The 18,992-nt window shown below is 66.3% G+C and carries 18 protein-coding genes and 1 pseudogene; 3 read left to right on the plus strand and 16 right to left on the minus strand.

Translation table 11 applies throughout. The features are described from left to right. Nucleotides 1–203: 203 nt before the first annotated feature. Nucleotides 204–416, minus strand: a complete 213-nt coding sequence (locus KEG57_RS53435; RefSeq protein ID WP_272428674.1) for a hypothetical protein — start codon at nucleotides 414–416, stop codon at nucleotides 204–206. A 248-nt stretch (nucleotides 417–664) separates the two neighbouring features. Here KEG57_RS53435 and KEG57_RS53440 point away from each other — a divergent pair, with 248 nt between their 5' ends. Beyond that, entirely contained in the window at nucleotides 665–1,792 is a 1,128-nt protein-coding gene (locus KEG57_RS53440) for a transposase (RefSeq protein WP_272428675.1), read from the plus strand. Between the two features lie 29 nt (nucleotides 1,793–1,821). On the opposite strand, the gene KEG57_RS53445 is transcribed toward KEG57_RS53440, so the two are convergent. The 12 genes and pseudogenes from KEG57_RS53445 to KEG57_RS53500 form a co-directional block, all read right to left on the minus strand. Then, nucleotides 1,822–2,286, minus strand: a complete 465-nt coding sequence (locus tag KEG57_RS53445; protein ID WP_272428676.1) for a hypothetical protein — start codon at nucleotides 2,284–2,286, stop codon at nucleotides 1,822–1,824. Then, nucleotides 2,283–2,789 (minus strand): hypothetical protein, encoded by a 507-nt coding sequence (locus tag KEG57_RS53450; protein WP_272428678.1) that lies wholly within the window; start codon nucleotides 2,787–2,789, stop codon nucleotides 2,283–2,285. The genes KEG57_RS53445 and KEG57_RS53450 overlap by 4 nt, the downstream gene beginning before the upstream one ends. Before the next feature lie 40 nt (nucleotides 2,790–2,829). Beyond that, entirely contained in the window at nucleotides 2,830–3,150 is a 321-nt protein-coding gene (locus KEG57_RS53455) for a hypothetical protein (RefSeq protein WP_272428679.1), read from the minus strand. Between the two features lie 136 nt (nucleotides 3,151–3,286). After that, nucleotides 3,287–3,883 (minus strand): sigma-70 family RNA polymerase sigma factor, encoded by a 597-nt coding sequence (locus KEG57_RS53460; protein WP_272428681.1) that lies wholly within the window; start codon nucleotides 3,881–3,883, stop codon nucleotides 3,287–3,289. Then, nucleotides 3,880–4,137 carry a helix-turn-helix domain-containing protein gene (locus tag KEG57_RS53465; RefSeq protein WP_272428683.1) on the minus strand — a complete coding sequence of 86 codons (258 nt, stop codon included), beginning with the start codon at nucleotides 4,135–4,137 and terminating at the stop codon, nucleotides 3,880–3,882. The genes KEG57_RS53460 and KEG57_RS53465 overlap by 4 nt, the downstream gene beginning before the upstream one ends. After that, complete coding sequence (locus tag KEG57_RS53470; protein WP_272428685.1) at nucleotides 4,134–4,445, minus strand: hypothetical protein; 312 nt, start codon at nucleotides 4,443–4,445, stop codon at nucleotides 4,134–4,136. Before KEG57_RS53470 ends, KEG57_RS53465 begins: the two co-directional genes overlap by 4 nt. Next, nucleotides 4,442–4,672: a hypothetical protein gene (locus tag KEG57_RS53475; protein WP_272428687.1), complete on the minus strand. Its 231-nt coding sequence runs from the start codon at nucleotides 4,670–4,672 to the stop codon at nucleotides 4,442–4,444. The genes KEG57_RS53470 and KEG57_RS53475 overlap by 4 nt, the downstream gene beginning before the upstream one ends. Nucleotides 4,673–5,280: 608 nt before the next feature. Continuing rightward, a pseudogene (locus KEG57_RS53480) lies at nucleotides 5,281–5,484 on the minus strand (transposase); the annotation flags it as partial. A gap of 52 nt (nucleotides 5,485–5,536) precedes the next feature. After that, nucleotides 5,537–6,025 carry a VOC family protein gene (locus KEG57_RS53485; RefSeq protein ID WP_272428688.1) on the minus strand — a complete coding sequence of 163 codons (489 nt, stop codon included), beginning with the start codon at nucleotides 6,023–6,025 and terminating at the stop codon, nucleotides 5,537–5,539. 141 nt (nucleotides 6,026–6,166) lie between these two features. Further along, complete coding sequence (locus tag KEG57_RS53490; protein ID WP_272460043.1) at nucleotides 6,167–6,883, minus strand: glutathione S-transferase family protein; 717 nt, start codon at nucleotides 6,881–6,883, stop codon at nucleotides 6,167–6,169. Between the two features lie 204 nt (nucleotides 6,884–7,087). Next, nucleotides 7,088–7,834 (minus strand): diguanylate cyclase, encoded by a 747-nt coding sequence (locus KEG57_RS53495; protein ID WP_272428692.1) that lies wholly within the window; start codon nucleotides 7,832–7,834, stop codon nucleotides 7,088–7,090. 190 nt (nucleotides 7,835–8,024) lie between these two features. After that, entirely contained in the window at nucleotides 8,025–8,567 is a 543-nt protein-coding gene (locus KEG57_RS53500; protein ID WP_272428695.1) for an RNA polymerase sigma factor, read from the minus strand. Nucleotides 8,568–8,885: 318 nt separating this feature from the next. Between KEG57_RS53500 and KEG57_RS53505 the strand changes: the two genes are divergently transcribed. Beyond that, nucleotides 8,886–9,149 (plus strand): hypothetical protein, encoded by a 264-nt coding sequence (locus KEG57_RS53505; protein ID WP_272428696.1) that lies wholly within the window; start codon nucleotides 8,886–8,888, stop codon nucleotides 9,147–9,149. Between the two features lie 113 nt (nucleotides 9,150–9,262). Here KEG57_RS53505 and KEG57_RS53510 read toward each other — a convergent pair whose 3' ends face one another. From KEG57_RS53510 to KEG57_RS53520, 3 genes are all read right to left on the minus strand, one after another. Continuing rightward, entirely contained in the window at nucleotides 9,263–9,637 is a 375-nt protein-coding gene (locus KEG57_RS53510; protein WP_272428697.1) for a hypothetical protein, read from the minus strand. 396 nt (nucleotides 9,638–10,033) lie between these two features. Then, the gene (locus KEG57_RS53515) at nucleotides 10,034–11,059 is read right to left on the minus strand and encodes a hypothetical protein (protein ID WP_272428699.1); all 1,026 of its coding nucleotides are present in this window, start codon (nucleotides 11,057–11,059) and stop codon (nucleotides 10,034–10,036) included. Between the two features lie 188 nt (nucleotides 11,060–11,247). Beyond that, complete coding sequence (locus KEG57_RS53520; RefSeq protein WP_272428700.1) at nucleotides 11,248–16,710, minus strand: AAA family ATPase; 5,463 nt, start codon at nucleotides 16,708–16,710, stop codon at nucleotides 11,248–11,250. Between the two features lie 507 nt (nucleotides 16,711–17,217). On the opposite strand from KEG57_RS53520, the gene KEG57_RS53525 reads away from it, so the two are divergent. Then, entirely contained in the window at nucleotides 17,218–18,663 is a 1,446-nt protein-coding gene (locus KEG57_RS53525) for a catalase (protein ID WP_272428702.1), read from the plus strand. The last annotated feature ends 329 nt before the right edge of the window (nucleotides 18,664–18,992 follow it).

Consider the following 18,992-nt stretch of genomic DNA (forward strand, 5'->3'; position numbering starts at 1 on the left):
ACTCGTCCACTGGAACCCCTTTCGTGTTGCTTTGAGCGGCTCACGAAGGGGGTTCCGCCTTTAGACCCCCGGAAATGTCAAACTTCGGCTGCCTCCCCGGCAGAGCCGGGGGATCTCCTAAGGTATTAGGGCAGATCGAGCCCTTCAAACCAGGGCATGGGAAAGGGCGCCCGGACCGGCGAACCAACCCGGGCGCCCATGACTCACTTCTTGAACGGACGCAGCGCCTTGAGCGGCTGGAACGCCTTCGCCAGGCCAGCCGCATCGCGCATCTGATCCACGTGCCTGGTCATGTGCTTCTGGGCCGCGAGCGCATCGCCAAACGCCTTCGCTTCGGCGAGCGGGCTGGGGACGGTCGGGACCTTCGCGCTCTCCGCGACGGCCAGGTCGATCTCAAACGAAACTGTAGATTTCATGGGACTTCTCCTACGCGTCGGCAGCACCTCGCCGCCAACACTCACCCTGGTTCGCCTGCACTCGTCTCAGAGTCAAGGATTGGGGATCGTTGTCGTCCGGGGCAACGCGCGTAGGACATTCAATGTCCCATTGACACCCAGAAAACCCGCAAAACATACGTGTTCCGTGATAGGTTGGTCCCATCGATTGACCTTCCGCGGGTGAGCGAACGACGACAAACCGTCGCGCCCTGCGGCTTCGGGGGACCATGGCGAACCTGCTCTCTCACGAGAAGCGCCTGCGCGTGCTCGCGGCGCTCCTGGACGGCAACAGCGTGCGTGCGGCGTCGCGGATGACGGGCGTCCACCAGGACACGATCTCGCGCTTCGCCTTCGCCGCGGGCACGGGCGCGGGCCACCTTCACAACCGACTCGCGCGGAACCTCTCCTGCACGCTCATCGAGATGGATGAGATCTGGACGTGGTGCGGCGTCAAAGAGGCTCGGAAGACGGCCGAGCATCCCGCGGGCTTCGGCGACGTCTGGGTGTGGGTCGCCGTCTGCGGCGTCTCGCGCATGGTGATCTCGTGGCACGCAGGGAGGCGCGACCAGGCGAGCGCCGACGCCTTCATGACCGACGTCCGGGCCCGGCTCGTCGCGATGCCGCAGATCACGAGCGACGGTTACGCGGCGTACGAGCCCGCGGTCGCCAAGGCGTTCGGCGCGGGCGTCGACTTCGGCCAGGTCGTCAAGACGTGGCAGAAGGGCGGGAAGAAGGGCCCGGATCACAGGTACGAACCGTCGCGAGATCCTCTGCTCGTGAAGCGCGCGGCTCTCGGCGCGCCAAACCTCGCGACGTCAACCACGGCGCACGTCGAGCGCAACAACCTCACGATCCGGCACATGAACGGGCGCCTGCGTCGGCTTTGCTTGGCGTTCAGCAAGCGGCCCGAGAACCACCGTGCGGCACTCGCGCTCTCCTACGCGTGGTTCAACCTGGGGCGCGTGCAGAAGGGCATGAAGATCACGCCCGCCATGGCTGCGGGCGTCACCGATCACATCTGGGAGCTCGACGAGTTCCTGACCGCCGTGATGACGGCGGAACCTTGCGAGTCCCCGGCGCCCGTTCCGCTTGTGCCCCGCGTGCCCGAGACGACACACCGCGAGCTTCCCAGCGGTCGGGGCTTCCTCCGCGTCGTGGACGGCGGGAAGGGCAAGCCCAGCGAGGCCCCGCGCGCGCCTACGCCGCCCGCCGCTCCCCCGGCGAGGGTCGGGACGGGGGAGGCTCCGCGCGAGCCGCTACCGCCCCCGGGGACGCAGCTTGACCTGTTCGCGTGGCGTCCGAGACCGCGACAACTTGCGTTCTTCGATGACGATCCGAACGACGAGCAATGGTAGTGCGCTAGCCACGCAACATCCCGGAAGCTCTATCGACTTTCGATCGAACCGGAAGACGCACCACTCGTGTCCGTGTTGGCATGACTCTCGATAAGCGTTGCCCGCGTAGCTAGCACAGCCGCAAGCGTGGCGGTTTCGCGCTTCCGCAAGCCGCCGCTGAACAAGATATTCCCATGATACTTGTTGGTTGGCGTCGGAGAACGCTCATAATCCAGCCGCAGTGGTCGCCCAAGTGCAAGACTCGCGTAGTCGATGGCTTCTAGGGACAACTTGGCAACGCCGTATTTGGCGTTGTTCGTGTCCTTCTGTGTGGTGACGAGAGCCTCGCGATCGTCATCAAAATTTATAGAGGTCTCGCTACGACCGTCCGGGCGGTTGGCAGCGGTACGCTCATCCGGAAGAAACGCCGTAGCCGCAACTTCCCCGTTTTGGATGCATTTGCTGCCACGCAACCCACGCAGGCAATAGTGGGGAAACTCCGCTGTGGATGTCATGTCTCCCGTAGTGCCCATGCGACAAGCTGAAACGGGTCGAAGGACTCCATGCCGCCCGAGTGTACGACTCCGCCACATGCGTCCGACGCGACGTAATACCAGCCGGTTTCATCCGGGTTGAGATCAATGGTAAGGCCAATTCGCCGCCCCGGAAAGATCCATTCAATTAGTAGCGCACCATCATACGCGTCCTCCGTTGCACTTATTGGCGGGAGCACCCTAGCTTGGTACGTATGCGCGGCGTTCAAAAGACTACGAATGTTCGTTTCAGCCAATGCGGCGAGCGTCTTGTTGCGCATTCGCTCTATCATAATGCGCACCTCATCGTATACATCCGTCGTCGCTCGCAGCCATGTCCGCAACAGGTCCTCGTGTGCCGACACATCCGTTTGAGCGGCGACCGTTGCCACGGTATTCAACTCGTGAACGTTCTGGACGTTAGGAGCCGTCGGAGCGGCGACAGCAATTGACACGGTTGCCGCCGTTGTAATGGCCGCGACCACACAAGTAGTAGTAGCAGTTGAGGCGGGCGGCATATGGCCCTTATTCGGTAGGTGTCGCGTCGTCGCCCGATTGAGGGAGCCCCAGGACGACCCCTAGACCCTCGGCCGCCTTCAATGTACGAAGCAGTACTTGAACGAGACGCGTTGCATGGTCGCGCGTCATGGTGAGACGTTGCTGAACCAGCGCATCGATCATTTGCCGATCCTCGTGCGACCGGATCGATTGTGGTTGAAGCTGGCAAATGTCCAAAATGATCTCTTCGCCGACTGCATTCACAGCGATGTAGTTCGTGTAAGATTCCCGGATCTCGCGCGGGTCTTCGGGATATTGTAGGTTTATGGCTAGAGTCCGTTGGCTCATGGGGCGTCTCCCGACTCTACCCTACGTCAGCACGAAGACCACAGCAAAAAAAAGCTGACCATCAGGCGTGCCGTTCGGTACATATCGCGGCACGGCGGTGCGGCGAGCGCCGCCGGAGTAGGCGGCGCTCGCGCGTTCAGCGCTTGCGCTTGCGGGTCTTCCACGTGGGGCGTGGAGCCTGCTTCGGGGCGGGGGCCGCGCCGAGCTTCCGGAGGGCGGCGCGGAGCTTCTTCTCGTGGGCGTGGAACGTCGCCCGGGGCTGGCCTACCTCTCGCGCCGCGTCGGCCCCGACGAGTCCGCGGGCGGCCAGCTCCACGACGCGGGCGACGCTCGGGCTCGACGCCATGACCCGCGCGAGCAGGTCCCGCGCTTCGATCGCTGACGTCGGATCCGGCGACACGAGGATCGGGACGTCCCGAAGCGCGGACGCCGGGGCCTCGTACAACGTCGATGCGCGCCTCATGAGATTTTGCGCCCGATACCACGCCGTCTGCTTCATGAAGCCCAGCAAGGACGCATCGGGCGGCGTCTTCTCTCCGCCGCGGACGCGTCCTTCGGCCAGGGCTTCCCACGTCGTGATGATCGTCTCCTGCACGATGTCCGGAGCGTGAGCGCTCGCCACGCCGATCGCGCGGGCATGACGAAGGAGCATCGGGCGCATGGCCTCGATGTCCTCCGCGTCCGCTTCGACGATCGGCGCGCCCCCGCCGGGGGAGGCGCGCTGCCGGATCACGTCTCGTCCCCCCGCACGAGGGCGTCGAGATCCACCCCGAGCACGTGCGCGACGCGCGAAGCGAAGAGCAGCGTGCAGCGGATCTCCCCGTGGAGGACGGCGCGCACGTACATGCGGGCGAACCCGAGCGCCTTCGCCGATTCCCGCGCCGTCCGCCCCGCGACGAAGGGCGCGAGCGCCTTCCGGACGCGCGCCGCTTGCTCCTCCGTGAGGACCGCGGGTAGGCTCGGCGGTTCATGATCTTGCTCGATCATCGCGCGCCTCCCTTCCGCTTCGGGGACGTCACGAGGACGAGCGACGGCGGCTTCCTCGGGGGAGCCTTGCCCGCGAGGGCATCGTCGAGCGACAAGCCCACGGCGCGCGCGATGCTTCGCGCGAGCGCCATGTTTCCGGGTTCCGTCCCGTCGAAGAAGCCGACGACGACGGCGCGCCGGTAGCCGAGGGCATGGGCGACGCGAACCCATGAGCCTTGCTCGCGGTGAAGATGGCGAAGCAGAGCGCGAAGGTTCGACCTCTGGATCTCGATCAGCCCGGATCCGGTGAAGCGAGACGCGGCCATCACGACGCGCCCCCTTTCCGACCGCAGAGAGCACACGCTCCCGCGACGTGGGGACGACCGGAAAGGACCTGCTCGACGGTGATGCCGCCCGCGCGAGCGAGCAGCACGGCGACGGCGTAGGACGTCCCGCGCCGCATGTTGACGAGGACGCTCCGGGAGACGCCCATCGCGGCGGCGAGCACATCGCGTCCGCCGTAGGCGCGGGAGATGTTGCGCTCGGCGGCCCGCATGTGGGCGCGCTCTTCGGACGTGGGGAAAAGAGCCGGGCTCTTCCGGTCGGAAGGCGGACGAGTCCCTTGGCCCCGCGGAGCGGGGTGTACTAGACGAAGCATGGGTTGCGACCTCGGCAAGAGGGGTTGCGGCCAAGTCGCCTCGTGGGGTTCACAGGTCCCACGGGGCGGCGCCTTTTCAGGCAGGCCACATCCTACGCGGTCGCAATCGTCGAAGCGCCCTAGTTTGCCGAATTGGGGCGAATTAGGGCACTACCCCTCCACGCGAATGCGGAAGGCCAAGTCGCGAGCAGAGCTCGCGTCCACGCGAACGCGGAAGGCTAGGTCGCAAGCGGCGGCTCGCGTCTACGCGAATGCGGAAGGCCAGGTCGCAAGCGGCGGCTCGCGTCCACGCGAATGCGGAGGGCTAGGTCGCGAGCGGGGGTCGCGTCTACGCGAATGCGGAAGGCCAGGTCGCTAGTAGAGGCTCGCGTCCACGCGAACGCGGAGGGCCAGGTCGCTAGCAGAGGCTCGCGTCCACGCGAACGCGGAAGGCCAGGTCGCTAGCAGAGGCTCGCGTCCACGCGAATGCGGAAGGCCAGGTCGCTAGCAGAGGCTCGCGTCCCTGCCGCACCCTCGCCTTCGGGACGATTGGCGGGCGTAACGGAGACGGCCCGGATCAGCTCGGTATCCAGGTCATTCGCGATGTGTTGCTTGTAGCCCTTGAAGCGCTTGGATTTGCTCTTGCGCCCGTGGCGCATCTGCGGATCCTCGATCGACACGCGTCGATCTTTGGCGACGCCCTCGCGGATGCGGGGCTTGCCACCCCCGGGCGGATCCCGAACAGTCCGTAGGCCTAGAACCGATGCGCGGAGAGCTGAAGGCTCATGCCGGCACGGCCTCGCCGCGCACCGCCGCCTCGATCTTGGCGACATCGATCTTCCGCATCTGCATCATCGCCCCGAACGCGCGCTTCGCCACATCGCCGCCCCTGGCCATCGCCTCGGTCAGGACGCGCGGCGTGATCTGCCACGACAGGCCCCATTTGTCCTTGCACCAGCCGCACGCGCTCTCCGTGCCGCCGTTGCCGACGATCGCGTTCCAATAACGGTCGGTCTCCGCCTGGTCGTCGGTGGCGATCTGAAAGGAGAACGCCTCGCTCTGCTTGAACGTGGCCCCGCCGTTGAGGCCAATACACGGCACGCCGCACACCGTGAACTCGACCGTCAGGACGTCGCCCGCCTTGCCGCCTGGAAAGTCGGACGGCGCCCGGTGCACCGCGCCGACCGCGCTGTCGGGAAAGGTCCGGGCGTAAAAGCGCGCGGCCTCTTCCGCGTCATGGTCGTACCACAGGCAGATCGTGTTCTTGTTCATCGTTCCTCTCCTCTCTTTGCCGCCGACCGAAGTCGGCGCCCTGCGGATCGGTGCCCTGAACAATCCAGTCGGCCGCCGGGCACCTCGTGCGGCCCCGTGACGATGGCGCCGAAAGCGATCTCCACCGCCGCGACGAAGCCGTCAGGACCGCTTTCCTTGTTGCTGCTTTTCCATCCACGCCGACGCTTCGGGCGGCGGTGTCTCGGCAAACCCCGCCAACTGGTCGGCCAGAGCCTTCTTGAAGCCCGGGCGTGCAATGCCGCGTGCCATGTAAGCGGCGAGGTTATCGTATTGCTCGACCAGCCCCTTGCCCTCGACAATGCGCAGCACCGTGACCATCAGCAGATCGCCCGCCGTGAAGCCGCCGCCATCGAGCCATTGCCGGTCGCCGAGTCGTTGTGACAATTCGCCGAGCCGCTCGTGAACGCGCGCCTCGACCGCGGCGCGGCGCGGTTCGGACCACGGCTTGCCGGCCTCGAAGATGGTGACGAACATATAGTCCGTGAGGGGCGGCTCGATCGTGTTGAGCGCGGTGAACATCCATTGGATCGCACGCGCCCGCGCCGCGGGATTGTCGGACAACAGTCCTTCGAACCGTTCCGCGATATGCAGCACGATCGCGCCCGATTCGAACAGCGTGACCTCGCTGTCCTGATAGGTCGGCACTTGGCCGAACGGCTGACGCGCGCGATGCGGCGGCTGCTTGTGCTCGCCGAGCACGAGGTACTGCACTTCGTAGCGTTGGCCGACCTCCTCGAGCGCCCAGCGCACGCGCAGGTCTCGCACCTGACCCCGCGCGATTTCAGGCACCCATTTGAACGCGGTGATCTCGATCGGGGAACTGGAATCGATGGCCATCAGGCTCTCCTAGCGTCCAGGACAAATAAACCAGGATTCCGTCTCCTCGGGGGCGTAGCACGCTTCCCGCGTGGCGGTCAACGGTGTCCTTTCTATCGCCGGTTACATCTTGGCGAGTTCGTCCTGGAAGGCGTCGTCGAACAGCTCCGCACGAGGATGGCGCAGGATCGGGGACGTGGAACGGATCGGCGCTCTCGTGCGCCCCTACGAGCGCACGCGATTACGGCCGTCGCATTTGGCCTGGTAGAGCCTCTCGTCTGCCGGCCTGATGAGATCGTTGGCGACGCAGGTATTCTCGTCCGCTTGTGCGACGCCCGCCGAGATGGTCAGCGAGATCGTGTGCTCCTCGAACGTCACCACGTGGGCCGCGACCGCTGCGCGGATCGTTTCGGCCAGCGCCGCGGCTCCCTGAAGGTCGGTCCCGGGCAGCATCAACACGAACTCTTCCCCGCCGTATCGTGCAAAGACATCGCCCGGGCGCACGTGCTGCTGCGTGAGCGACGCGACCTCTCGTAGCACCTGGTCACCCGCCATGTGCCCGAACGAGTCATTGATCCTCTTGAAATGATCGAGGTCGAACATCACGAGCGCGAGCGGATGCTCGGGGTGCTCCGTGCGCCGCAACGCGGCGTCGAGCTGCTCGATGAGATAACGGCGGTTGTACGCCTTTGTCAGGCCGTCGATCGGCGACGTCGAGTACTTTGTTTCGTCGATCAGCCGCCCGCACTCGGCGCAGCAGGACCTGAAGATCGTGTTCCCGAGGTTCACCCGATCGCCACAGCGCAGCAGCGCCCCTGACACCCGCTCGTCGTTGACGAAGGTGCCGTTGGTGCTGTTGTTGTCGACCACCCACCAGCCCTCGGCGCGCTTCTCGAAACGCGCATGGCACCGCGAGACCGCGTCGCCGTCGATCGTGATGGTGTTTTCAGCGTGGCGTCCGACCGTGACCACCGTGGCGGCGGGGTCCAGCTTGTATCGATGACCCAGGAGCTCACGATCGCGCGCGTAGATGATGACGAGGGTGTCGGGTCCTGCCTGGTCGTGCGAGCAGCAGATGATCATGGTGGTCGGCAGCGTGGGGTTGGCTCCATAGAGTAGCTTGAAAATTCGTCGAGACGCTATCGACCGCCACCAATGGTGGTCACGCCAGCGCGAGCGTCTTCAGCTGCTCCCGGGCGAGCCGCAGGCGGGCGTGGGCGGTCTTCGTCTTGATGCCGAGCGCTTCGGCGATCTCCCGGATCGAACGGCCCTCCAGGTACGGCACCACCACGGCCCGGATGCGCGGCCCGATCTTCAAGAGGAAGCGCTTGAGCCGGAAGAGCCCGTACGTCGCCTGGACGAACATTCCGATCGACTCCGCTTCGTCTTCCCGCTCGGGAAAGTCATCCGCAAGCCCCGCGAGGACCTCGCGCTCGCAACGCGCCAGCTTTCGATGGTTGCGCGCATGGTTGAGCCCGATCACCAGGAGCCACGGGCGAGCCTGCTCCGGCGTGACAAGGCATTCAAGGCGGCGCCAGGCCGTGAGGAAGACGTCTTGCACGACATCGTCCACGTCGCCGGATGGGATCGCTTGGCCGAGAAGAAGACGGCGCAGGAAATCACGATGTTCGAGGTAAAGGCGCCCGAGGAGGGCGTGCGCCGCCGTAAAGTTTGCCGGCGGCGGATGGAGCGGTATCGTTGTCATGACTCATGACTCCGGGGATGGAACGGGGTTGTGGGGAGACGCCGGTCGGTGTCCTAGCGCCGGCTGGCGTCGCTTTTTTGTGTCTCATGGTTTGGCGGGGATTGCAACCGGGAAATGGGGGGAATGGTTCGTCTTGAAGGAACCAGGATCCACAGGGGATTGCGGGATGCAGCCGCGTGAATGAGTGGGAGATCTCGGCTGCCGCTACCGCTTCCGCTTCGGATTCCGGAGGCCCTCACCCGTCGCAACCCGATGGATCTGCGTCCTGCTGACGGCGGATCGACCCCGTTGGCGCATGTTGGTGCCACTTCCCGCCCCGTGGCCGCCCTTTGGGGCGTTCCCGGAGCCTACCCGCGCACGACGCTTCTCGAAGTGCTCGTCCAGAACGAGATCACGGCCGCCGCGGCGGGGGATGTCGAGATCGTAGCCCTTTCGCACGTCGCCGCAGGCAAGCTCCTCACGATGCTCCCCGTGGGCGACCCATCGATCGACGCCGCGCGCCCCCTGCTGCTCTACCGCAACCGGCTGCCCCCGGGGCACCGCCATGGCGGAGGGTGGCGGCCGCCAGGGATGTATCGATGAAGTGCTCGGCGATCGGCGCGGGTTTTCGTTTTCCGCGTGGAATGCGAAGCGTGCGGATCGAAAACGCGTGGAGCGGCGATGTTCACGACCGCGGCCCGCCGGCCCGCGTCGTCCTACTCATAGCCAAGCGATCGCAGCTCGCCGTTCACCCAGGCGTGGAGGCCGAGCCCGATCCCGATCATGATGAAGACGCCCACGTAGCCGAGAGGCTTCAGCCGACTGTCCCGACCATGTCCGGTCACGAAGTAGAGGACCAGCGATCCCGGCTTGGGCTCGCGCGGCGCACCGATGACGAGGCACAGCAAACCAAGCGCGATGAACAGCGGCGCGATGACCGTCGCCTTGATGTACGTCGTGACCGTTCCGTTGAAGGCACGCGCGGCCGCGAGAACGTCGATGACGGCGATCTTCAAGCACACGAGGCCGGCGCCGAGGAGGACAGCGCCTCCGATGCGGACCTTGGTGCTGGCGGAGAGCGGATCGGACATAGCGGAGTGCAAGCTACAGCTTCCGACCCACGATGCAAATCTCGAACGTTCGAGGCGCGAGGCGAGGCGTCTTTCGAGGGGAGGACGAGGCCTTGGTAGGTCTTGATGTCGCTGCACCGCTCGGTGCCGGAGACGGTGGGCGGGCGGGGCGCCCCAGAGGTGCTTGTTCGCGTTGGCTACGCAGAGCGGATGGTCCTCGAACAGGTTATCGCGCGCGTTGCAGGTGTAGGCGGCGCCTTTGAGCGTGCAGTCCCGATGGGGATGGGCAGCCGGTAGTCGCAGGAGGCCGATTGTTTGTCGCAATCGTCGGCGATGCAGGCGTAGCTCCGCCGTTCGACCGGATGCGTTATGCGCAACCCAGTCACCGCGAGTAGCCCGAACAGCGTCGAACATACCCTATGGACAGGACTCGTCCGCTACATCCGGCGTGACCTCGATCGGGACCGAGAGCTCGGCGCCCAGATAAGAGATCTGCAGGGTGCCGACTCCGGCGCAGGCGCGCAGCGACACGAAACGACCGCTGCGCTCCGCCTCGATGAGCACCACCGAGCCGCTGGTGATCGCGGCCGCGAACGTTAGGTCGTCCTGCGTGCTCGGTTGGACATAGCGGCCGGACGCGTCGTTCCCGACCAGGGCGAACCCGCCGAGATCGCCCGGCGCGAGCGCCGTTATCTCGACCGGGTTGTCCAGATCGCTGGCGAAGCTGTAGAGCTTCAAAGTCGGCTTATCCTCCGCGGACAGCGTTGCGATCTCGAGGTCGCCGCCGAGCTGGGTCTTGATGTGGGCGATGCCGGACTTGCCGAGCGCCTCGACGCGTCGCGTGTTGACGACCTGAGCGTCGGCCTCGTGGGCCAGCAGCTCCGGGTCCATCGACCAATCGAAGAGATCGAAGCCGAGCAGGGTTGTGGTGCCGGCGCGCGGCTCGGCCGCCACCCGGAGGGAGGCGCCGGGACGCAGCGCGTAGCCCTGGCCGTAGAAGCCATCCGGTTTGTCGAAGAGAGGAGGCGTCGAGAGCACCCAGACGCGCGCCCCGTCGGGCCGCTGGACGGTGAGAGGCAGGCTATCGGAGCCGTTGCTGGCCGTCACGCGGAGGGTCGTCTCGCCCTCCGACTCGGCGCGCAACTCGATCGGGTAAATGTCGAAGACCACGCTGACGATCTCCGGTGCATCGCTTTCGGCGGCCATCAGCGTGCCGAGCCCTGGGCCCAGCACCCAGACGTCCGCGCGCGCCCCTAGCGCGATGGGACGCTCGAAGTCCAGCACCGACGAGCCGCTATCGGCGGGGTACTCGCGCGGCTCGTAGAAGCCGAGCTTCCCATCCTGTCCGTCTGTCTTGCCACCGTAGACGTCGCAGCCGGACTGCATGGATGCGGCGATGAGGACAATCGGCGACAGGAATGCTGATATGGGGGGTAAGCGCATGACCCATCATCCGCGCCCGCCCAGGCGGTGGCAAGCGTGTAGGACAAATAAACCAGTCCTCTTCCGCCCATGCTTGAATGGAGAAGCGCGGAGCAAGCTGCAAGCGCCCCTCAACCCGCAGCGCCATCGCCGCCCGGGCGGCGCCGGGTCCTTCGGCCGATGCCTAGAGCATCGAACCGGTCGATGCTCTAGCGCCCAACCGAGAGCGAGACGTGAAAGTTCGCCCCTCGATCCTCGTTCGGACGCACTCCAATCCGACCACCGTGGTTCTCTACGATGGTCTTGCAGATCGAGAGGCCCATCCCCATGCCTCCCTGCTTGGTCGTATAGAAAGGGCTGAAGATTCGCGCGGCCTCCTCCGGGTTCACGCCCGGACCGCTGTCCTTCACCTCGAGCACAAGGACATCGGGATCGGTCAGGCGCGTTCGCACCAGGATTTCGTGGGGACCGGGGGCTACACCGTATGCCGCCTCGGACGCATTGACGACGAGGTTCACGATGACCTGTTGCAGCTGAACGCGGTCGCCGAGCACCGGGGGAAGCTTTTCGGCGAGGTCCAGGCGGATCGCTGCGCCATTCCGCTGCACGCGGGCCCGTGTCAGCAGGACGACCTCTCGGATCGCCTCGTTGAGGTCGAGCGGCACGTGCGCTTCCCCTGAGCGTCCAAACAGGGCTCGGAGCCGACGGATCACGTTCTCCGCCCGCGTGACGTCGCGGGCGATAGAGCTCGCGGCCTCGCGAGCCTCTCCCGGATTCGCCGGGTCACGCTGGAGCCAGTTCACGCAGGCGCTCGCATTGGCGCTGATCGCGGCAAGCGGCTGACTGATCTCGTGGGCGATCGCGGCTGCCATCTCGCCCAGACTCGACACCCGCGTGAGATCGGCGAGCGCTGCCTGCGTGCGCTGGAGGGCCTCCTCCGAACGTCTGACCTCCGTGACGTCCCGGATGGCGCCGACGTACTGTTCCTGCTCCGTCGAGTCGCCGGATACGCGATGGGCGGAAATGCTGACGTGCTTTACGAAGCCGTCCGGCATCATCAGCCGATACTCGACCTGCGGGCCTCCCACGAGGCGCGAGGGGTCGGCGACGAGCGCATCGAAGATGCGGAGGTCGTGGGGATGGATGCGCGCGCGCATCGACTCCACCGATGGCGAGCTTGCCGCACCGAAGATGCGGAACACCTCGTCAGACCAGAAGATCTCCTCCGTCCGAGGCTTCCAGCTGAAGGTGCCCGTCTGACCGATGCTCTCGGCTTTGCTCATGTAGACCTTGGCCTGCCGCAGGTCCGCATAGAGCTGCGCGTTCTCGAGCGACATCGCGGACTGCGACGCCAAGAGCTCCAGGATCGCGAAGCGCCCCGGTGTGAAGATGCCAGGCGCGAGGTCGTTCTCCAGATGGAGAACGCCTACGAGCCGCGCCTGCTTGACGAGGGGAAGGCAGAGCACCGAGCGTGATCCGCGTCGACGGAAGTAGGCTTCCTCCGAGAACTGGTTTGTCTCGGCCGCATCCCCGAGCAGCACGCTCTCTTGCGTCCGCCGAACATAGTGGAGCAGCGCGAGCGGGAGTTCGCGCTCGGAGACGGGAGCACGCCGGAGGTCGAGGCTCACGCCATCGGGCTGCGCGCGCGCCTCGGCGACGACCTCGAGGGCCTCTCCGCGCGGCAGGAGCAGCACACCTCGCTGCGCGCCGGCGTGCTCGAGCGCCGCCTTGAGCAGCGTCTCGATCAATCGCTCGAGCACGATCTCCTGCGAGATCGCTTGGCTCAGGCGGACCACCGTCGTCAGATCGAGCTCGTGGAGCCCACGCGCCAGCGCGGCGGGGCCTCCGCCGCGCTGTCCTTCCAAGAGGAACGGGTGGGCATGCTCGAGCGCGCGCACCTTCGCCTCCGCGCCCCAGGCGCGATAGGCGGCGTGAGCGTGGCGGAGATAGGCCTCGCTGACGATCGCCTGGCCGCGCCGCTCGTAGAACCGCGCCGCGTGCTCGCTGGCGATCGCCTCGACGTGGGTCAGGTGATGCTCCTGCGCCATGCGGATGGCCTTCTCGTAGAGGCCCTCCGCGTCGAGAACCCGCGCTTCGATCCGCGCCGTCTCCGCCGCGAGGAGAATCGCCTTCGCCCCGAAGTTCTCGGGGCAGTGGGTCGCCCAGATGTCGAGCTGCCGCTTGTACTCGGCCAGGCTCTCGCGATGCGCGTGTGTGGCCTCGGGCAGCGCGCCGTCGCAGAGCCCCGCGTGCACCAGCGCAGCGTAGAAGTGGTGCTCTTCCACTTCGACGTTCGACGTCGAAGACCAGATGAGCGCGCGCGCGGCGTTGGCGGCGTGGAGCGCGGTCGGGAGATCCCGCGAGAGGAAGCGGACGGTCAGCTTGCGGATCCAGTACCAGCACGTGACGAGCGGCATCCCCGGGTTCGTCTCGAGGTCGCGCTCGAAGGCCGCCTCGTCGCGCGACTCGTCCGACGTATCGGGGAAGGCACCGCCGGCCCGCCGCAGCGTGCGGATCAACCGGAGCTGGTCGGCTGCGAGCCCGACGCACGGCAGAACGTTGAGCCTGGTCGCCGCCTCGAGGGCGGCGACTGCCTCCGCTTCTGCGTCGGCGAGCGGGCTTCCACTGGCCAGGTAGATCGAGACGATGTGGAACCCCGCGCTTTCGACGAACTGCTCTCCGATGGGGAGTGCTTCTGCGAGCGCGTCCCTCATGTAGCGTACGCAAGCGTCGAAGGGTTGGCACCAATGCGCGATCAACGAACCCACGCCAAATCGCGCGAGGGCGCGGTATCTGTCGAGCCGATGGCGTTCGACGAGTTCGAGGACGAGCTCTCCGAGCAGGCGCGTGAGGGCGTAGTCGCCGAAACTGGGGCCGACCACGACGCCCAGCAGCACATAGCCGACGGCCGAGGCTTCCGCGTGGCCGCGCTCGAGGCTCAGATTGGCGATGCGGCAGGCCAAGAGATCGAAGAGCCGATCGCGATTGCTCCACCGCGCCGCCTTGGCCAGCTGGACCGCGAGCTCGAGGGTTTGGGCGTGAATGTCGTCGTCGGACATCGGAAGGCTTGCGAGGGCGACGATGCTCCTCGTCCCGAGCTGCTCGCGAACCCGGCTGTATTCTCGGGCGAGGTCCGCTTCCGTGGGTTCCGGTGGCAATGGGCTTCCAACCCGAGCCAGGTACTCGAGCCCGAGCTCGAGGCCTCGGGCGGAGTCACCCGCGTAGCCGGCGACGGCGGTGCGCAGCGCCGCGACTCTTCCGGCGTCGGTCAGGCGTGTGGTACGGGCGGCGAGATCGGCGAGTCGATGCTCGGCGCTCGCGAGCTCACCGCAGAGCGAGTCGCACTCGGCATGGGTGTAGGCGAGCTCGAACATGAGCTCGGGGTGCAAGGGCCACGGATCCGACGCGAGGCTCTTCAGGATCCGCGTCGCCTCGCTCACGTACGTCCGCGCGGTCGCATGAGCGCCGGCCGATTTCGCGCGCTTGCTGGCGGCCAGGCTCAACGTCACGAGGTCCACTCGCTCCGACGCCGACAACAACGGGAGCCCGCGCGTCAGGTGTCCGACGACGTCGAACACGGATTCGACCATGTCCGCCGGAGCCGCGCCGCGCAGCTTGCGACCGATCGCCGCGTGGAGCGCCGCCTTCTGATCTTCCGAGAGGAGCGAGTAGGCAGCCTCGCGCACGCGGTCATGGACGAACGAGAACCCCGAGGCCCCGGATTGGAGTAGGCCGACGGCGGCGGCGTCGGTGAGGCCGCCGTCGATCTCTCGGAGCTCGCGCTCGCAGTGGCTCGCCAGCTCGGCAGCCGCGGCGGCGTTCCCGAAGCACGCGAGCGCCGCGAGCGCGTCGCCCGTGGTGCTCGGAAGCCGCTCGATGCGGCGAAGGATGAGCTCGACGACGTTGTCGGTCGAAGGACGTCCTCGAATCACGTCGAGGTCCCACGCCCAAAGGCAACGTTCTCGATCGAAGCCGATCAAGTGGGCATCACAGAGCTCACGAAAGAACTGGAGCGCGAAGAAGGGATTGCCCTCCGTCTTCTCGACGACGAGCCGAGAGAGGTCGTCGATGTCGGCGGGAGGAGCCCGGAGCGTGTCGGTCAAGAGCTCGCTCACGTGCGAGCTCGAGAGGCCGGCGAGCTCGACCTCCACGAGCGGCGCGCTCATGGTGCGAAGCCGACGGATCGTCGCGGTGAGCGGGTGCGCTTCGCTGACCTCGTTGCTGCGGTAGGCGCCGACGACGAGGACGTGCTTCACGTCCGGGTGCGCCACGACGTGGTCGACGAAATCGAGCGTGCCGCGATCCAGCCACTGGAGGTCGTCGAGGAAGAGCGCAAGCGGCCGGTCGTTTCGGGCGAACGCCGAGAGAAACTGACGGAAGGCCAAGAAGTGGCGGTCCCGCACGTTCTCGAGCGGCACAGCGGGAGCCGGCGGCTGCGGTCCGAGGACGAGGGAAAGCTCCGCCACGAGCTCGCACATGAGGGGGGCGTTCGGGCCGAGCGCTCTGACGAGCGCCTCACGCCACGGCGCGAGCTCCTCCTCCGAGCGGGTGAGGAGCTGCCTTACGAGAGTGCCGAAAGCCTGCGAGAGCGGCGCGTAGGGGATGTTCCCCTTGTACTGATCGAACTTGCCGGACGCGAACCAACCCGGTCTTGCGAGGAGAGCTCGATCGAGCTCGCGCGCGACGACCGATTTCCCGATGCCGGAGGGCCCGGAAATGAGGAGCAGCCCTGCGGTTCCCTCGGTGGCCACGCGCTCGAACGCGCGTAACACGTCGTCGATCTCGCGCGCTCTTCCGTAGAGGCGCTCAGGCAGGACCAAGCGGTCCGGTATGTCGGCTTCGCCGAGCGGGAACGCGGATACGACTCCGGCTTCCCATTGTTCGAGGCCGCGCCGGAGATCCACCTCCACGCCAGCCGCCGTCTGGTAGCGGTCCTCGGGTGCCTTGGCGAGGAGCTTCATGACGATCGCGGCGATCGTCGCCGGAAGCGCGGGGGCGCGTTCTTCGAGCGGCACCGGCGGCCTTGCGATGTGGCAATGGACCCACTCGATCGGAAGCGATGCCGAGAACGGCAGATCACCGGCCAGGAGCTGATACAGCGTGACGCCGAGAGAGTAGAGATCGCTCCGCATGTCGACGGAACGGTTCATGCGGCCGGTCTGCTCCGGGGCGATGTAGGGTAGCGAGCTCGCGCCGTGTCGCCCCGCGTCGAAGATGCGGAGCTCGCGATCGGCGCGCATGGCGAGCCCGAAGCCAGTGAGGCGGACACGTCCGCCCGCGTCGACGAGAATGTTGGCCGGACGGATATCCTGGTGAATCAAGCCGTGCGCATGCGTTCTGGCGAGAGCGCTCGAAAGCTCGGTCGCGATTCGCAACAGCGAACCGAGGTCGCCGCTCTGCTTCAGCCGTGTGGAGAGGAGCTCTCCGCCCGGGTCGTCGAGGAGGAGCACCGGCTTGCCCGCCTCCTGCACGAGCTCGCGGGGACGTACTGCCCAGGTCGGATCGAGCTGGTCGCGGAGGTCGTGCTCGTGAAGCAGGCGCTCGACCGAGACGTGTCTCGAAGTAGGCGCGAGCACGAGCGATGGTGGCAGTTGCGCCGTCCCGAGTCGTCGCCACAGCTCCCACTCCCCATCGTGTCGGAGCAGCACCGATCCAGCCGACAGCTCGTTCATGCTCGTCCTCTGCGAGGGCGCGCTCGCGTGGACATGGACTCGTTGACTGGAAGCGACGGTCCGGCTCACTGCCAGGCGCGGCCCAAGGCAACTACCAAAAGTGACACAGTTGATCAATGACAATTCGAGTTGCGCTGACCGTCACAATTGTTCCGCGAAAGCCGGCCCCCTACCCCTCGACCCCCGCCCCCACCGCGCACCCTTCACCGCCGCCACGCCCTTCTGATGTTCGTCAGCTCAACGCGGCTGGAGTCATGGGTCTCCCCGCTCGGGCACGATGCGATGGCGAATCTTGCGCTCACATCGGATATGCAATTCGCGAAGGATTGGCCCGCGCAGAGCTCTCGGCACGGCGGGCCGGTCATGCAGAAGATGCAGGCAGCGTCGGGTCGCCGATGTCATGCGATTTGCGCGCAACTTGCATCGCAGCGAATGTAGCCTGACATCGAAACCCGACCAAGGTCGGGTTTCCTGCGCCGGCAGGATTGCGTTACATGAGCGGCACCGATGTCTACCAGGCCGAAATTGACGCACGCCACGGGGGCGCCCGTGGTGGACAATGTGAACATCCAAACCGCCGGTCCGCGCGGCCCTGCGTTGCTGCAGGACATCTGGCTGATCGAGAAGCTGGCGCACTTCGACCGCGAGGTCATCCCCGAGCGGCGCATGCACGCCAAAGGCTCAGGGGCGTACGGGACGTTCACCGTCACGCACGACATCACGCGCTACACCCGCGCGCGGCTGTTCGCCCAGATCGGCAAGCAAACGCCCGTGTTCGTGCGATTCTCGACAGTCGCCGGCGAGCGCGGCGCCGCCGACGCCGAGCGTGATATCCGCGGCTTCGCGGTGAAGTTCTACACCGAAGAAGGCAACTGGGATATCGTTGGCAACAACACGCCGGTGTTTTTCTTTCGCGACCCGCTGCGCTTCCCCGACCTCAATCATGCCGTGAAGCGCGACCCCCGGACCGGGATGCGCAGCGCGGACAATAACTGGGACTTCTGGTCGTCGCTGCCCGAGGCGCTCCACCAGGTGACGATCGTGATGAGCGATCGCGGCATCCCGCGCAGCTACCGCACGATGCATGGCTTTGGCAGCCATACCTTCAGCATGCTCAATGCCAAGAACGAGCGCGTATGGGTCAAGTTCCACTTCATCAGCCAGCAGGGGATCGATAACCTGAGCGACGCCGAAGCTGAAGCGGTCGTGGGGCGAGACCGCGAGAGCCACCAGCGCGACCTATTCGAAAGCCTCGAGGCGGGTCGGTTTCCGCGCTGGAAGCTCTGCCTTCAGGTCATGACCGAGGCGCAGGCGCGGACGCACCGGCACAACCCGTTTGACCTCACCAAGGTCTGGCCGAAGGCCGACTATCCGCTCATCGAGGTCGGCGTCCTCGAGCTGAATCGCAACCCCGACAACGTGTTCGCTGAGGTCGAGCAGGCCGCGTTCTCGCCAGCCAATATCGTCCCCGGGATCGGCTTCTCGCCGGACAAGATGCTGCAGGCGCGGCTATTCTCGTACGGCGACGCGCAGCGCTACCGACTGGGCGTCAACTTCAATCAGATCCCCGTCAACGCGCCGAGGTGCCCGTTCCACAGCTTCCACCGTGACGGCGCGATGCGCGTCGACGGCAATCTAGGCGCCACGGCCTCCTACTTCCCCAATCGACACGGCGAATGGAACGACAGCCCGAGCGCAGGCGAGCCGCCGCTGCCCGTCGCCGGCGACGCAGCGCATTGGGATCATCGCATGGACGAGGATCACTGGGAGCAGCCGGGTTGCCTGTTCCGATTGATGTCTCCTGGGCAGCAGCAGGCGCTGTTCGACAACACCGCGCGCTCGCTCGGCGGCGCGTCGGTCGAGGTCCAACGCCGGCACGTCTCCAATTGCATCAAGGCCGACCCCGCTTACGGGGCCGGGGTGGCGCGGGCGCTCGGCCTTGACCGGGGCTAGCGGCGCGTTGGTCCACGAGGTGGTGCTCGAGACCGCGTTGGCCCCCAACCTTCCCCCCGTGTTCGGTGATTCGATTCAGCTTCAGCGAGTCGTGCTCAACTTGCTATTGAATGCCACCGAAGCGTCGCGTGAGGGTTCACGAGAGCGTCGGAAGGCGAAAGGCTGCGAGGCGAAGCCTCGCACCGCGCGCAGCGAAGCGAGCACGGCGACGATGAGGCAGCTCCGACGTCAAGGCCTTTAGCGCGGTTTTTACGCTGCGCTTCCGTGTGGCGGTAGCCGCGTTGACGTGCGCCGTTGCCTTCCTCCGACCTTCTTCGCTCCTCGGCATG

The organism is Polyangium jinanense, assembly GCF_028435365.1.

Bases quoted from the DNA above. Each gene is read 5' to 3' on its own strand.
- KEG57_RS53435 (WP_272428674.1), bottom strand. From the start codon at position 416: ATGAAATCTACAGTTTCGTTTGAGATCGACCTGGCCGTCGCGGAGAGC.
- KEG57_RS53440 (WP_272428675.1), top strand. From the start codon at position 665: ATGGCGAACCTGCTCTCTCACGAGAAGCGCCTGCGCGTGCTCGCGGCG.
- KEG57_RS53445 (WP_272428676.1), bottom strand. From the start codon at position 2,286: ATGACATCCACAGCGGAGTTTCCCCACTATTGCCTGCGTGGGTTGCGT.
- KEG57_RS53455 (WP_272428679.1), bottom strand. From the start codon at position 3,150: ATGAGCCAACGGACTCTAGCCATAAACCTACAATATCCCGAAGACCCG.
- KEG57_RS53465 (WP_272428683.1), bottom strand. From the start codon at position 4,137: ATGATCGAGCAAGATCATGAACCGCCGAGCCTACCCGCGGTCCTCACG.
- KEG57_RS53475 (WP_272428687.1), bottom strand. From the start codon at position 4,672: ATGCGGGCCGCCGAGCGCAACATCTCCCGCGCCTACGGCGGACGCGAT.
- KEG57_RS53485 (WP_272428688.1), bottom strand. From the start codon at position 6,025: ATGAACAAGAACACGATCTGCCTGTGGTACGACCATGACGCGGAAGAG.
- KEG57_RS53490 (WP_272460043.1), bottom strand. From the start codon at position 6,883: ATGGCCATCGATTCCAGTTCCCCGATCGAGATCACCGCGTTCAAATGG.
- KEG57_RS53500 (WP_272428695.1), bottom strand. From the start codon at position 8,567: ATGACAACGATACCGCTCCATCCGCCGCCGGCAAACTTTACGGCGGCG.
- KEG57_RS53510 (WP_272428697.1), bottom strand. From the start codon at position 9,637: ATGTCCGATCCGCTCTCCGCCAGCACCAAGGTCCGCATCGGAGGCGCT.
- KEG57_RS53515 (WP_272428699.1), bottom strand. From the start codon at position 11,059: ATGCGCTTACCCCCCATATCAGCATTCCTGTCGCCGATTGTCCTCATC.
- KEG57_RS53520 (WP_272428700.1), bottom strand. From the start codon at position 16,710: ATGAACGAGCTGTCGGCTGGATCGGTGCTGCTCCGACACGATGGGGAG.
- KEG57_RS53525 (WP_272428702.1), top strand. From the start codon at position 17,218: ATGTCTACCAGGCCGAAATTGACGCACGCCACGGGGGCGCCCGTGGTG.